The sequence below is a fragment of the Arsukibacterium indicum genome, assembly GCF_019100565.1.
In the GTDB taxonomy this organism is placed as follows: domain Bacteria; phylum Pseudomonadota; class Gammaproteobacteria; order Enterobacterales; family Alteromonadaceae; genus Alishewanella; species Alishewanella indicum.
On record NZ_JAHRID010000007.1, the window covers coordinates 140,669 to 153,437 of the forward strand.

The following is a 12,769-nucleotide window of genomic DNA, read 5'->3' on the forward strand; positions in this document are numbered from 1 at the left end:
TTAGAACGACCAGGTTACGCCAAGGCTGAAGTTACGTGGTGCACCATAGTTATACTGTTGGGTTAAACCGTTGTAATAGGTTTCATCAAACAGGTTTTGCACGTTCAGCTGTACCGAGAATTGCGGATTAATCTGATAACGCGCCATCAGGTTAGCCAGCACAAAGCTGTCCTGGGTTACCTGATAGGTTCGCTCGCTTAACAGCAGCGGCAGGGGATCACTGTACGACTCGCTCTCCCAGCTTAAACCGCCGCCAACCGTCAGCCCCGCCAGCGCGTTAGTAAATTCATAGGTCGTAAACAGATTGAGCTTTTTGCGCGGATGGTTAACATTAATGTCTGCGCCATCACGGTCTTCAGCAGTAAACTGCGAATAGCCGGCGCTGATATTCCAGCTTTGGTTAACCTGGCCTATCAGTTCAAGTTCAAAACCTTTACTTTCTGCACCGCGGGCAGCAAACGACGGGAAGAAGTTATTCGCCGGATCATTGTAGTCATTGTCTGCCTGTGCCAGGTTATCCTGTTCAATCCGAAACACGGCAACAGCGGTTTGCAGTGCGCCGTCGAGGAAGCTGCTTTTGGCGCCGATTTCCTGATTGCTGCCAACAACGGCATCCAGGAAGTTGCCGTTGCGATCATAGGCATTTTGCGGGGTAAAAATCTCGGTATGGCTGGCATACAAAATATGGTTGCCGGCAACCTGCCAGGTTAAGCCAACATAGGGCACAAACTTATCATCGCCAAAATTCAGGGCAGCACCGTAGTTGATACCGGCACGTTGCCACTCGGTGTAACGGCCACCGGCAATCAGCTTAAGTTGCTTAGTGATAGCAAAGCGGGTTGCAGCATAAAAACCAGCCTGATCGGTATCCAGATTAACTGCCTGTTCCGGTGTAGTGGCCCAATCCGGCTCGGCTACACTGCCATCCCACTGATAAAAGTTACCGGTGCCAGGCCATACCAGCGCGGCATAGGTCTGCACTTCAGATTGTTGCCGGCTGTCTAACGCACCGACAACAAATTCATGCTCACGGCCAAGCAAGTTGTAACTGCCCTGCAACTGAATATCGACGCTGGTTTGTTTACTGAAACCAGCGCTATTGTACGGCCAGGCCAGCAACCCGGTGCCGCTGTCTTTGTCAGCTGCGCCATAAATATAGAGCAGGCGGGTATCGGCGGTATTTTTATTGTGGTTCAGGTTAACTTTCAGCTGCCAGCCGTTATTAAATTGCTGGATTAAACTGACAAAGTGGTTTTTGCTGGTCGAATCCCAGCGGGTCCAGTCGGCAGCGGTGGTAGTGGCTCTGTCCCAGTTAGTTGGGGTGTCGTCAGTAAACAGCGGGGGCAGTGCACCCCAGGTGGAAGCGGTGGGATCATTGTCCTGATAGCTGCTACCAAGGCTTAACGTCATGCTGTTGCTTAAATCGGCATCCAGCACCCCGTACAATACGGTTTTGTCGTCTTTTGCCAAATCACGAAAGCTGTCGCTAAGCTCTTTTTTAGCAACGATGCGGGCGCGTACATTACCATCGGCTGTCAGCGGTGTGCTGACATCGGTAGTCAGAAAACGCTTATTCCAACTGCCAATACCGCCATTAACGCTACCCGTAAGCTCACGGGCATTGGCATGTTTGCGCACCAGGTTAATAGAGGCTGAGGGCTCACCAACGCCGGTCAGCAGACCGGTGGCGCCGCGCACCACTTCTATCCGCTCATAAATGGCGACATCGGTTATGGTTTCACCGGAGTCACCGGCCAGGCTCCAGGCCATAGGTACGCCGTCCAGCTGAAATTTATCGATGTCAAAACCACGGGCACTGAAAGTATTACGGGTGCTGTCAAAGGATTTTGATGTCAGCCCCGGCGTTTGCGTTACCGCATCGGCAATTGAACTGATATCTAAATCTTTAATCCGCTGCGCTGTCATCACACTGACGGATTGCGGGGTTTCCAGCAGGGTTAACCCCAGGCCGGTGGCGGTATCAATGGTTTCATTTACCGTGTACTGACCACGCACGGTAATAGTTTCAATGGTTTTTTCATTATTTTTTGCCACATCTGCCGCTAAGGCTGCTGCTGGCAGACAGGCCAGTTGTACGGCCAATGCCAGTTTTAATTTATTCATAGTTAACTGCATACTCACCTCCGGAATTGGCGATGATCATACAGAAATGATAACGATTATCAATACTATTAATATCTGTGGTATTAAATATTATTTCAGGAACAAGGCAGCAGCTGCGCTTTCAGCAGGCCGATTAATTGGATTAGCCGGGCTTCATCCGCATCGGCAATTCCAATCACCAGGCCCCGCTGCGGCTCGTTTAAAAAACAGTAACGGCTGAAGGGCTGCACTTTAAAGCCATGCTGGTTCAGGTACTGACACAATGCAACATCATCAGTCAGGCCCGGCAACAGCAGGGTCAGATGCAGCCCGGCATCCTGCGCCAGTAAAGTAGCTGCCGGAAAATGCTGTTGCAGCAATTGCATTGCCAGTTGCTTTTGCTGCTGATAGACGCGGCGCATTTTGCGCAGATGACGGTTAAAGTGCCCCTCACTGATAAAATCGGCCAGTACAGCCTGCGGCAGCAACGGTACATCGCCCTGCAGTGCCTGCAAAATGGCACTGGCGCGGCCGGCAAGTTCAGCGGGCACCACCAGATACCCCAGCCTAAGTGCCGGGAACAGGGTTTTACTGAAGGAGCCGGCAAACAGTACACCCTGGCCGTTAGCCAGCCCCTGTAAACTGGCGATCGGCCGGTGCCGGTACTGAAACTCGCTGTCATAGTCATCTTCCACCAGCCAGCAGTGCTCAGCGCGGGCCCAGCTCAGTAACGCCAGCCGCTGGCTTAGCGGCATAATTCCGCCACAAGGGTATTGATGAGATGGGGTTAAAAACAATGCTTTGGTATTAGCATTGTCAGGTAGTTGAGTAGGATCCAGACCGGTCGCACCGGCTGCCGGCACAAAGCCAATATTCAGTTCTGCCAGTTGCAATGCCTGTTTCAGTCTGGGATAGCCCGGCGATTCCATCAAGACCGCTTGCTGACTGGCGGCAACCAGTTTGGCGGCGATAAATAATGCCTGCTGGGCGCCGGCCGTGATCAGTATCGTGTTCTCGTCACAGACCAGTTGCCGCGACTGGCGCAGATACTGTACCAGCGCTTGTCGCAGCAGCGGGTAACCTGATGGATCAGCCATACCACATAACACCGTGCGGTTAGCATGACGTTGCAGCAATTGCTGCCACAGCCTGAACGGGAAGTGCTGCACATTGGCTACGCCGGGTTGCAAATGGCCGCTGTAGCCTGGTGTTTTGGCGGTTAAGCCATAATCTTGCGCGGCTAAGCCAATGCTGGCTGCTACTGCAGTGGCGCTGGCGCTAAAGAAACCATCCGGCAATGCCTCGACAATCTGATAGCCCCGACCCTGTTGTGCTTCAATGTAACCCTCTGCGACCAGTTGCTGCAGAGCCTGTTGTACCGTACTGCGGCTAAGCGCCAAATCGGCAGCCAGTTGCCGTTCTGACGGCAGCAAAGCGCCGGCTGGCCAGCGGCCACTCAGCAACAATTGGCGCATACTCAGATACAGCTGCTGATAAAGCCCGCCGCAACCAGTTAACTGTATTGCATCGGTATTCAGGCGTGGCATAAACATCCCTCTTTGGTCAACTGGACTGCTCTATTTGTCAAAACTGGTTATTTATAGCAAGCCAGTTTAACGGTGCAATAGCGCCGGAGACAATAGCAATAAGCACAACAGGAGAAATGCAATGTCAGTAGCTTTTTCGGTGGTCACTGAAGTTCAGCTGGACGAGGCGATTGCCTTGTATGTTGCATCAGGCATTAACCGGCCGACTCATCAACCTGAGCGGATGCAGGGTATGTTGAAGCACGCTAATTTAATTATTACGGCGCGCCAGGATAACCAACTGGTAGGGCTGGCCCGCTGCTTAACCGATTATAACTTTGTGGTGTATATCGCCGATTTGCTGGTGGATAAAGCCTGTCAGCAACAGGGCATCGGCGCCAGGCTGCTGGCTGAGGTACAGCGGGTTACCGGGCCACAGGTTCAGCAATTACTGCTTAGCGCGCCATCGGCGATGGAATATTACCCGAAGGTCGGTTTCAGCCCACTGAATAATGCCTTTGCGATAGCCCGCAAGGAGTAAGCGATGCTGTATTGCCCGCCGCAAATGGTCTTTGCCGATAAAAATGCGCTGCATGATTTTATTGAACAACACAGTTTTGGCACTCTTATAAGTACGCCTTTTTTCTGCAGCCATTTGCCCTGGCTACTTCAGCGGGATGAAGGTGAGCATGGCGTGCTTTATGGCCATATTGCCCGGCAAAACCCGCACTGGCGACAGTTAGAGAAGCAACAGGTGCTGATAACATTTACCGGCCCGCAAGCTTATATTTCGCCGCGCTGGTATTACAGCGAACTAGCGGTGCCCACCTGGAACTATGCCGTTGCCCAGGTCCAGGGCCAGGCCGAATTACTGGCTGAAGCGGCAACTATCGCGAACCTCGCACAGCAGGTGGCTAAGTACGAGCCCGATGTGGCCGCTGCGATGGTTAAAATGCCGAACGTTTATCAGCAAAAACTGGCTGCAGGCATTGTCGGGGTAAAAGTCAACATTACCGAATTTAGTGGCAAGCTTAAGCTGGGCCAGCACAGAAGTGTTGCTGATCAACAGGGAGTATTTGCCGCGTTAAGTGCAAACCCGGAGCCTGAAGCGCAAGCGCTGGCTGCACTGATGCAGCAGTTGCAGTTGGGAGCGGGTTAGGATATTGGGCAGGTTATGGGCATATTTTCCTTAGTTTAGCAGTGGTTTTCCTTAGTTGGTCAGACAGCTTTTGCGTTACTTTCGCTTAACTTTAATACTGGTTGCATCTTAAACAAAAAAGAGATGTAACTATGAAAATTCAAAATGAAATCAGAGTATTACGCGGTGCCGTTGTGGCGTGTCTGGCGTTGTCTGCTGTTATCTTAACCACAGGAATGAAAGCCGAAAACCACGGGCATTTTGAAACCTTATCGGTTGAGCGGCTAAATATAATTGAAGCCGATGGTACCGTAAAAATGTTGCTGACCAATACCGCGCGTTTTCCTGTTACTGAAGAGGTTAATGGCAAGGTGTTGAATGAAGACAGGAAAAAGCGCAGTGGCATGTTGTTTTTTAATGAAGAAGGTACCGAAGCTGGTGGCTTTATTTACGATGGCAGTAAAAATGAGCAGGGCCATAGTGCGGGTATGTCACTGACATTTGACAAATATAACGGTGATCAGGTGATGCAGCTGTTAACGGTGGATGAAAAGCGCGGAGACAGGCGCATAGTTAGATCAGGTTTAACATTTAACGACCGCCCGGAGTTTGAAACACAAGACCGCACCCGTGAAATTATGCGCGAGCTGGCAACAATAAGTAACCGTGCAGAGCGACAGGCAAAAATCGCTGAATATGAGCAACAGGGTTTAATTGGTGGTGCACCACGTATTTTGCTTGGCAAAACAGCGTCACAAAACAATGGCCTGTTCTTGTTTGCTAAAGATGGCTCGCCGCGCGCTATGTTTTATGTAGACGAGAACGATGAAGTGCAGTTACAGTTTATCAATAGTAAAGGTGAGGTTACCCATACCTGGTCTGGCAACGACGCTAAGTAACAACCCTTGGGTCAATCAACACTAACAGCAAGGCGCTATTGGCGCCTTGTCGCTTTTAAGGATAATGCAAACCCTATGCTGCAACGATATTTCAATTATCTGCAGGTCGACCGCACGTTTTTACTGCTGGTGTTTATATTCAGCTACTTTCTGGTGATCAGTAACCGGGTACGCGCCGGTATGTTGTCCTGGTATACCTTTACCCCGGAAGGCCCGCTGGCCAATTTTCTGGCCGCGCTGGTTATTTTCAGTTTGGTACGGTTCTGGCTAAACCGCTTGCAAACTAAACCACAGTCCTCTGCTGGCTGGCCACAATACCTGAGTATTGCTGCTATTACGCTGCTGTGTTACCTGTTGTTTACCAATGGTGTTGGCCTGCTGATAGCCAGCCTGTTTGGTAATGTGGCCCGTAACTTTAATACTGAGACTTTGTTACACAGTAATGTAAACCATCTGGTAGATAGTGTGCTGTATGCCGGAATTTATCTGGCTTACTATCATTATCAGCAGGCACAGCGGTACCGCCAGCAAGTAGCCGATTACAACGAGCAGCTGGCCCAGTTAAAAATTCAGCAGTTAAAAGCCCAGCTCAATCCGCATTTTGTATTTAATTCGTTAAACACCTTAGATGAGCTGATAGCAGTTGATGGCAGACAAGCCAGTGACTATTTAAATGCTTTTGCGCAGCTTTATCGTTTGTCGTTGCAACATGCAGAGCTGCAACTGGTGCCATTGTCGCAGGAACTGGAGTTTGCCCGGCAATATTTCAGGTTAATGCAGCAACGGCTGGGTGAAGGTTACCAGCTAACGATAACTAATGAGCCTTTGGCACCGGGCTATTTGTTGCCACCTTTTAGTTTGCAACTGTTGTTAGAAAACGCATTACTACACAATAGCGGTTCGCTGGAGGTTAGTATTACGTTGCAACATGACTATTTGCAGGTGAGTAACCCGCTGCAGCCAAAACCGCACAAAGCCTTGGGTAATGGCGTTGGTTTAGCCAATCTGAGCAAACAATGGTTGTTTCTTACCGGTAAAAATATCGATATAAACCAGGATGGACAGCAATTTACGGTCCGTCTGCCGCTGATCAGGGAGCAATCGCATGTTTAAGGTGCTGATAATTGAAGATGAGCCGCTGGCACGTAATAAACTAAAACGATTGCTGCAAGAGCTACCCGACCCGCTAACCGTGGTTGCCGAGCTTAGTTCTGTGGCACAAACCGATAACTGGCTACAAAGTGCCGGCCAGGCTGATCTGATTTTTTCAGACATTGAACTGACAGATGGTAACGTATTTCAAAGCTATCAGCGGTGTCCACCAACCTGTCCGATAATTTTTATTACCGCTTACCATGACTATATGCTGCCCGCTTTTGATACATATGGCATTGCGTACTTACTTAAACCATACAATACAGACCAACTGCAGCAAGCCTGGCGCAAATTCCGCCAGCTAACCGCCGCAGCACAACCGGCTGAGCAAGGCACCTTAACGCAACTACAGGCACTGCTTGCTAGCCTGGCCGGCAGCCAAACTACTTTTGTCAGTCGTATTCCCATCCGCCAACAGCAACAGATTTACTTTCTCGATGTTAACGATATTGTCTATATTCAGGCCGATGGTAGCCTGATTATGGCTTTTGACAGTAAAGGTAAGCGGCATTATTTGCCTTATAGTTCGCTGCAAGCCGCTGAAGCCGCGCTGGACCCGGCCCGTTTCTTCCGGCTAAACCGCAGCGAACTGGTGCAGTCTAAGTACATCGAGCGGTTAGAGCGTTATTGTAAAAATACTTTGTCGGTTTTTTTAAGCTCTGGCGTGCAACTTAAAACCAGCCAAAGCCGCACCAGCGAATTTAACCGATGGCTGGGTTTGTAGGTTTTTCGTCAGACAAAACTGAGTACCAGGCTGATAATCACCCCGCTAATAGCCAGCTGCAGCAGGCAAAAGCCCATAATGTCTTTGGCTTTTAAGCCGGCGATTGCCAGCACTGGCAGTGCCCAGAACGGCTGAATTAAATTGGTCCAGGCATCGCCCCAGGCCACTGCCATCGCAATCCGGTTTACGTCAGCACCCAGTTCCAGCGCAGCGGGTAACATAATAGGGGCCTGCACTGCCCACTGGCCACCGCCGGAGGGCACAAAAATATTGACGATACCGGCGCTGATAAAGCTCCAGAACGCCAGCGTTTCGGCACTGGCAAAGCTGACAAACCACTGCGACATACTCTGTGCCAGGCCCGACTGCACCATAATCGCCATAATGCCGGCATAAAACGGAAACTGAATCACAATACCGGCACCACCCTGTATTGCCTGTTGCAGGCTGTGCAATAAGCGCTTGGGTGTGCCGTGCAATACGATAGCCAGAAATAAAAACAGGAAATTAACGATATTCAGATTTAAGCCGCCGCCGCTGCTAAAATACTGCAGCAGATAGGCAAGGCCGGCAAAGCCCACCAGCCAGGCCAGCAGCAAGCTGTTTTCCAGTTTATCGGCCGGGCGGTCATTGCTGCTCTGTGGCAATACCTCGTCCTGTAATTTAGCTGGATCAACATACACACTGTCACCGGCTTTGGGTTGCATCAGGTAATTGACCAACGGTATGGCGATAAACAGCAGGGCGACCAGCAGCAGGTTAAAACCGGAAAAAATGGTGGCGCTGGTTGGAATAATACCAATTTGTGCCTCGCTGAAATGGCCAGGTGTGGCAATGGTGAGGGGGACTGAGCCGGCTAAGCCGCCATGCCAGACAATAAAACCGGAATAGGCGCTTGCTACCAGCAAGCGGTAGTCTACCTTGACCTGGCGGGCCAGTGCTTTGGCAAATAAAGCACCAACCACTAAACCAAAGCCCCAGTTAAGCCAGCTGGCCATTAAGGACACCACTGTTACCAGAATAATGGCCCGGCCGGCCGTTTTAGCCAGCGTTGCCAGGCGGTTCAGCAGGCCGGTAACCAGTGGCGTACTGGCCAGCATAAAACCGGTAACCAGCACCAGCAACATTTGCATCGAAAAACTCAGCAGGCCCCAGAAGCCATTGCCCCAATGTTGCAGTACCTGCAATGGCGATTGTTGCTCAAATAGCACAGCGGCAGTAAACACCACTATGCTAAGCAGTAACACAAAAATATATGGGTCGGGCAGGTAACGGTCGACCAGTTTAACTAAGGGTTTGGCTGCGGTATTTAGCATAGTAAACTCATTGTTATTATCGTTATCCGGAGGTTTCAGATGGCTGACTTTCGCGCCAGCACAGATTATCAGACAACCTTAGCCCAGTTAGTGCAGAAACTGCAATCTAAGCTCTGTTTTGCATATAAGGGGCCGGCAGTTATCGGCATCAGCGGCGCTCAGGGCAGCGGTAAAAGCACTCTGGCGGCGATGCTGGTGCAACAATTTTCAGCGCTGGGTATTAAGGCTGCCACTGTGTCGCTGGACGATTATTACCTGAATAAAGCTCAGCGCCGACAACTGGCACTACAGGTTCATCCAATGCTGCACCAACGGGGCGTGCCGGGTACGCACGATATTCAGCAGGCGATAGCTGATGCTGAGACGGTGCTGGCGGGCAGGCCGGTAGTGTTGCCGCAGTTTGATAAAGCGCTGGACGAGCCCGGTGCGAGCTTGCCGGCGCAGCAGCTGGATTTACTGATTGTCGAGGGATGGTGCTTAGGTGTGCGTCCACAAACAGAGGCTGAGCTGGCGCCGCCGTTAAATCAACTGGAAGCTACGGCAGATGCTGATGGCCGCTGGCGCAGTTATGTTAATGCCCGGCTGGCTGCGGATTACGCGGATTACTGGCGTTTACTGAAACCGCTAATCTGGCTTAATGCGCCCGACTGGGAATGCATCTGCCGCTGGCGGGCCAAACAGGAGCAACAACTGTGGCAGCAGCGAGGCAGCGGTATGACAGACACTGAGCTGGCCCGCTTTATGTTGCCATTTCAGCGCTTAACTCAGGCCAGCTGGCAGCAGCTGCCTGGCGTCGCCGATGTTATTGTGCAGCTGGACACTGATCATCAGCCAACGCTACTGGCTACTGATAAGCTGCAACACCGGTTGTAAGGTGCGGCCAAAGTGTATTTGCAAGGTGGTTTGCTGACGCGGCGCCAGCCGTATTTCAAACTCCTGTGGAAATAGCCGGGCACAGTCAGCCATAACCGCCAATATATGATCCTGGTTAAATATCCGCTGGCCACCGGCCGTGTTTGTCAGGGTAACAATGGCCACCCGTTCGCCATTATCGGCAGCCAGTAAGGCGTAATTATCCAGCTGCAGTTCGCTGCGTTTAGGCACAATGTGTTTGTCGCGCTCACAACTTAGTTGGACATTTTGAAAAGGTGACGACTCAAAGCGTAACACTTGCTCTGGATCAGGCTCATAACTAAAAGCAGGCATACTTAGTACAGGAAATAGTACAGCAAACAGCGACCAGAACTTCATTGCTTATCCTTGTTATTTACAAAGACGTTACATTAGCGGTTTTATTTCTGCATGCCTAGTTCCCTGGACAGAAAACCTAAATTTTTTGGTGGGAACCGGCTTACAGTTTAATCTGCGATACAGTCCGGCACTTAAGCGCTAGAATAGCGCCAGAACGCAGTCAATGAGTCTTGTCAGTATGCCGCTTATCCGCCGGGTATTGTCCCGTCTTACCGAAGACTATTTATTGCTGGCGCTACTGTTACTGCTGCCGTTGTTGTTGTGGTCTCAGCCAACGCGGCCACTTGGTTTAGTCACCCTGGTTGATTGGCAAACCGTCACTGCGCTGGCCGGCTTAATGATGCTCAGCCGGGCATTAGAAGACAGTGGTTATCTGGCGCGGTTTGCCGCCTGGTTGTTGCCTCGCTGCCATTCTGAACGGATGTTAGTATTGTTAATGCTACTATTCGCAGCGCTGCTGTCTGCCATCGTTACCAATGATGTGGCGTTATTTATTTTGCTGCCTGTTACCTTAACTATTGGTCGACTGACCGGGGTGGCTATGGGCCGGCTGATTATCTTTCTGGCGCTGGCGGTCAATGCCGGCTCTGCGTTAACCCCAATCGGTAACCCGCAAAACTTATTGTTATGGCAGGCATCCGGTTACAACTTCTGGCAGTTTACCCTGATGATGGCACCGTTAGCGCTAAGTTTATTGCTGCTGATTTTGTTATTGAGCGGCGTAGCTTTTGGCTCACACAAGCTCAGTATTGCGGTGCCGCATAGTAACAGCGACGATAACCGGCGATTATTTGGCTGGTCACTGGCCGGCTATCCGCTGTTTATTCTGGCAATGGAGTATCAGCTGGCACCCGAGGCAGCGCTCGTGGTGCTGCTGGCATATGCATTATTTAAGCGCCGTGTCGTAATGGAGATCGACTGGTTATTGCTGTTAGCATTTATGCTGATGTTTATCGACCTTGGCCTGTTAGCGCAGTTACCGTTTTTGCAGCGATTGGGGGCGCAGCTAATGGCGTTGCCCGATGCTAGCTATACAGGTGCAGCGTTACTATCACAACTTATTTCCAATGTACCGGCGGCGATATTCCTGCAGCATTTTACCGATGACTGGCGAGGCCTGAGCTGGGGTGTCAGCGTTGGTGGCTTTGGTCTGGCTATTGGTTCGCTGGCCAACTTAATTGCGCTTAGGCTAAGCAGACAGCCCGGCCTTTGGCGCGAGTTTCATTACTGGTCACTGCCGGTGTTTTTGCTTAGCCTGTTGTTGGGATGGCTATTGCTTTAAGCCGCTTAGAATCAGATCGGTTGCAACTCCCGTTACGCTCGTCACAGCAATTACACTGGTCAATCCTGCCTAACGCCTCTGGCTGTGCTATCGGGAATTCCAACCTTACTTATGTTTAATCCGGCCAGGGTTATTCGCTCTTTTCAAAATCCTCGGTCAGTGCCTTCAAGTGCGTCAGCTCAGCGGTTTTTTGCCGCACTTTTTGTTGCAACCGGTATATGGCAAATACGCATAGTGGCGAGACAATCAGGCTGTAGAACATCAACAAGTCAACAGAGGCTGTAGCCGGTTGCCACCAACGCAACAGCCAAAGGGCCGCAGTAAACAGCAGTAAGGCCAGGCAGCTTAGCTGGGTGTAGCGATAGTAGCGTAAGCTTAGCTGACAGGCGCGACGACGAAATTGCAGTAAGCCGCTGCTGCTCCAGTTGTCATAGGCCAGAATTGGCCGGTGTACCTGCCAGCTGATATACATGGTGCTGACCGCGCCCAGCGCCAGAAATACTGCTGCCAGATACCCCAGCGCATCCGGCATCGTTACGACTAACCAGCAGGCGGCTGCAGCCATAACTACTGCCCCCAGCCATTCACCAAGCATCAACAACTTCTGCTCGCGCTGGCGCTGGCGGGCCCGGGCTAAATCTGCCTCATCTGGCATGTTTTCAGCGGGAGTGACTTGTTGTTGCCAGCTTTTTGCCAGGGCGGAAAAGTCAAAATTATCGGCCATTTTGCATTAACTCCATCAATTCTGTTTTGGCGCGGTTAAGCCTCACCCTTACCGCACCGTGGCTGATCTGCAGGATCTCTGCGATTTCTGGTGCATCCAAATCTTCCATCGCCAGCAATATCACCTGACGGTTGGCAGGCGACAAACGCCGGACAGCCTGCATCAGCTGCTGGCTTTGCTGTTGTTCACCCAGCTGCTCCGAAGGGCAATCATCCAGCAAATGTTGTTGTATCTCGTCATCTAAAGGTTGCCATTTATGGCGCGTTGCCCGGGCAATATGATCAACTGTTACGTTATGCACAATCCGGAACAGATAGGCGCGTGGCAGTTCGGCAGCCTGCAGCCTTGCCGCCGACTGATGCAGCGCCAGAAAAATGTCCTGCTTTAAATCCTGCCGTGCCGCCGGGTCTGCTTCAGACGCCATCAGGGTGCGGCTGATCGCGCCATGATTTTGTTGCCATAGCTGCAGTAAAAACTGCTCCGGTGTGGCTGTGCCTGAATTGGATAGAGTCAAAAAAGCCCCACTGTTCAATGTCTTATTTAGGGTAAACGTTATCACTAAGCCACTGGTAAGTCTGCCGGAGTTGGCAAAGTGTTACATAAAAAAAATAAAAATTTTTTGTAACAGCTGCCAGAAAGACCACGACTTAG

13 protein-coding genes are annotated in these 12,769 nt (G+C 51.0%); 7 read left to right on the forward strand and 6 right to left on the reverse strand.

Annotation, left to right across the window (positions count from 1 at the left end; genetic code table 11):
* Together KQY15_RS14680 and pdxR are read right to left on the reverse strand one after the other, a co-directional pair.
* Complete coding sequence (locus tag KQY15_RS14680) at positions 1-2,136, reverse strand: TonB-dependent siderophore receptor (RefSeq protein ID WP_217670467.1); 2,136 nt, start codon at positions 2,134-2,136, stop codon at positions 1-3.
* 83 nt (positions 2,137-2,219) lie between these two features.
* Positions 2,220-3,650 carry a MocR-like pyridoxine biosynthesis transcription factor PdxR gene (gene pdxR, locus KQY15_RS14685; RefSeq protein WP_217670469.1) on the reverse strand — a complete coding sequence of 477 codons (1,431 nt, stop codon included), beginning with the start codon at positions 3,648-3,650 and terminating at the stop codon, positions 2,220-2,222.
* Between the two features lie 121 nt (positions 3,651-3,771).
* On the opposite strand from pdxR, the gene KQY15_RS14690 reads away from it, so the two are divergent.
* From KQY15_RS14690 to KQY15_RS14710, 5 genes are all read left to right on the forward strand, one after another.
* The gene (locus tag KQY15_RS14690) at positions 3,772-4,170 is read left to right on the forward strand and encodes a GNAT family N-acetyltransferase (RefSeq protein WP_217670471.1); all 399 of its coding nucleotides are present in this window, start codon (positions 3,772-3,774) and stop codon (positions 4,168-4,170) included.
* Between the two features lie 3 nt (positions 4,171-4,173).
* The gene (locus KQY15_RS14695) at positions 4,174-4,788 is read left to right on the forward strand and encodes an FMN-binding negative transcriptional regulator (protein WP_217670473.1); all 615 of its coding nucleotides are present in this window, start codon (positions 4,174-4,176) and stop codon (positions 4,786-4,788) included.
* A 131-nt stretch (positions 4,789-4,919) separates the two neighbouring features.
* Positions 4,920-5,666, forward strand: a complete 747-nt coding sequence (locus tag KQY15_RS14700; RefSeq protein ID WP_217670475.1) for a hypothetical protein — start codon at positions 4,920-4,922, stop codon at positions 5,664-5,666.
* 75 nt (positions 5,667-5,741) lie between these two features.
* On the forward strand, positions 5,742-6,779 hold the full coding sequence (locus KQY15_RS14705) for a sensor histidine kinase (RefSeq protein WP_217670477.1): 1,038 nt from the start codon (positions 5,742-5,744) through the stop codon (positions 6,777-6,779).
* Complete coding sequence (locus tag KQY15_RS14710; RefSeq protein WP_217670479.1) at positions 6,772-7,545, forward strand: LytR/AlgR family response regulator transcription factor; 774 nt, start codon at positions 6,772-6,774, stop codon at positions 7,543-7,545. The genes KQY15_RS14705 and KQY15_RS14710 overlap by 8 nt, the downstream gene beginning before the upstream one ends.
* Before the next feature lie 8 nt (positions 7,546-7,553).
* Here KQY15_RS14710 and KQY15_RS14715 read toward each other — a convergent pair whose 3' ends face one another.
* Entirely contained in the window at positions 7,554-8,861 is a 1,308-nt protein-coding gene (locus KQY15_RS14715) for a short-chain fatty acid transporter (RefSeq protein WP_217670481.1), read from the reverse strand.
* Positions 8,862-8,900: 39 nt separating this feature from the next.
* Between KQY15_RS14715 and KQY15_RS14720 the strand changes: the two genes are divergently transcribed.
* Positions 8,901-9,734: a kinase gene (locus KQY15_RS14720; protein WP_217670483.1), complete on the forward strand. Its 834-nt coding sequence runs from the start codon at positions 8,901-8,903 to the stop codon at positions 9,732-9,734.
* Here the strand turns inward: KQY15_RS14720 and KQY15_RS14725 are convergent.
* Positions 9,699-10,112 (reverse strand): hypothetical protein, encoded by a 414-nt coding sequence (locus KQY15_RS14725; RefSeq protein ID WP_217670485.1) that lies wholly within the window; start codon positions 10,110-10,112, stop codon positions 9,699-9,701. The genes KQY15_RS14720 and KQY15_RS14725 overlap by 36 nt on opposite strands.
* A 163-nt stretch (positions 10,113-10,275) precedes the next feature.
* Between KQY15_RS14725 and KQY15_RS14730 the strand changes: the two genes are divergently transcribed.
* Positions 10,276-11,394 (forward strand): SLC13 family permease, encoded by a 1,119-nt coding sequence (locus KQY15_RS14730; protein WP_254795741.1) that lies wholly within the window; start codon positions 10,276-10,278, stop codon positions 11,392-11,394.
* 130 nt (positions 11,395-11,524) lie between these two features.
* Here KQY15_RS14730 and KQY15_RS14735 read toward each other — a convergent pair whose 3' ends face one another.
* Together KQY15_RS14735 and KQY15_RS14740 are read right to left on the reverse strand one after the other, a co-directional pair.
* Entirely contained in the window at positions 11,525-12,118 is a 594-nt protein-coding gene (locus KQY15_RS14735) for a hypothetical protein (RefSeq protein WP_217670487.1), read from the reverse strand.
* Complete coding sequence (locus KQY15_RS14740; RefSeq protein WP_217670489.1) at positions 12,108-12,632, reverse strand: RNA polymerase sigma factor; 525 nt, start codon at positions 12,630-12,632, stop codon at positions 12,108-12,110. Before KQY15_RS14740 ends, KQY15_RS14735 begins: the two co-directional genes overlap by 11 nt.
* Between the last annotated feature and the right edge of the window lie 137 nt (positions 12,633-12,769).

Coding starts and splice junctions, on each gene's coding strand:
- KQY15_RS14680 (WP_217670467.1), bottom strand. CDS start 2,136: ATGCAGTTAACTATGAATAAATTAAAACTGGCATTGGCCGTACAACTG.
- pdxR (WP_217670469.1), bottom strand. CDS start 3,650: ATGCCACGCCTGAATACCGATGCAATACAGTTAACTGGTTGCGGCGGG.
- KQY15_RS14690 (WP_217670471.1), top strand. CDS start 3,772: ATGTCAGTAGCTTTTTCGGTGGTCACTGAAGTTCAGCTGGACGAGGCG.
- KQY15_RS14695 (WP_217670473.1), top strand. CDS start 4,174: ATGCTGTATTGCCCGCCGCAAATGGTCTTTGCCGATAAAAATGCGCTG.
- KQY15_RS14700 (WP_217670475.1), top strand. CDS start 4,920: ATGAAAATTCAAAATGAAATCAGAGTATTACGCGGTGCCGTTGTGGCG.
- KQY15_RS14705 (WP_217670477.1), top strand. CDS start 5,742: ATGCTGCAACGATATTTCAATTATCTGCAGGTCGACCGCACGTTTTTA.
- KQY15_RS14710 (WP_217670479.1), top strand. CDS start 6,772: ATGTTTAAGGTGCTGATAATTGAAGATGAGCCGCTGGCACGTAATAAA.
- KQY15_RS14715 (WP_217670481.1), bottom strand. CDS start 8,861: ATGCTAAATACCGCAGCCAAACCCTTAGTTAAACTGGTCGACCGTTAC.
- KQY15_RS14720 (WP_217670483.1), top strand. CDS start 8,901: ATGGCTGACTTTCGCGCCAGCACAGATTATCAGACAACCTTAGCCCAG.
- KQY15_RS14725 (WP_217670485.1), bottom strand. CDS start 10,112: ATGAAGTTCTGGTCGCTGTTTGCTGTACTATTTCCTGTACTAAGTATG.
- KQY15_RS14730 (WP_254795741.1), top strand. CDS start 10,276: ATGAGTCTTGTCAGTATGCCGCTTATCCGCCGGGTATTGTCCCGTCTT.
- KQY15_RS14735 (WP_217670487.1), bottom strand. CDS start 12,118: ATGGCCGATAATTTTGACTTTTCCGCCCTGGCAAAAAGCTGGCAACAA.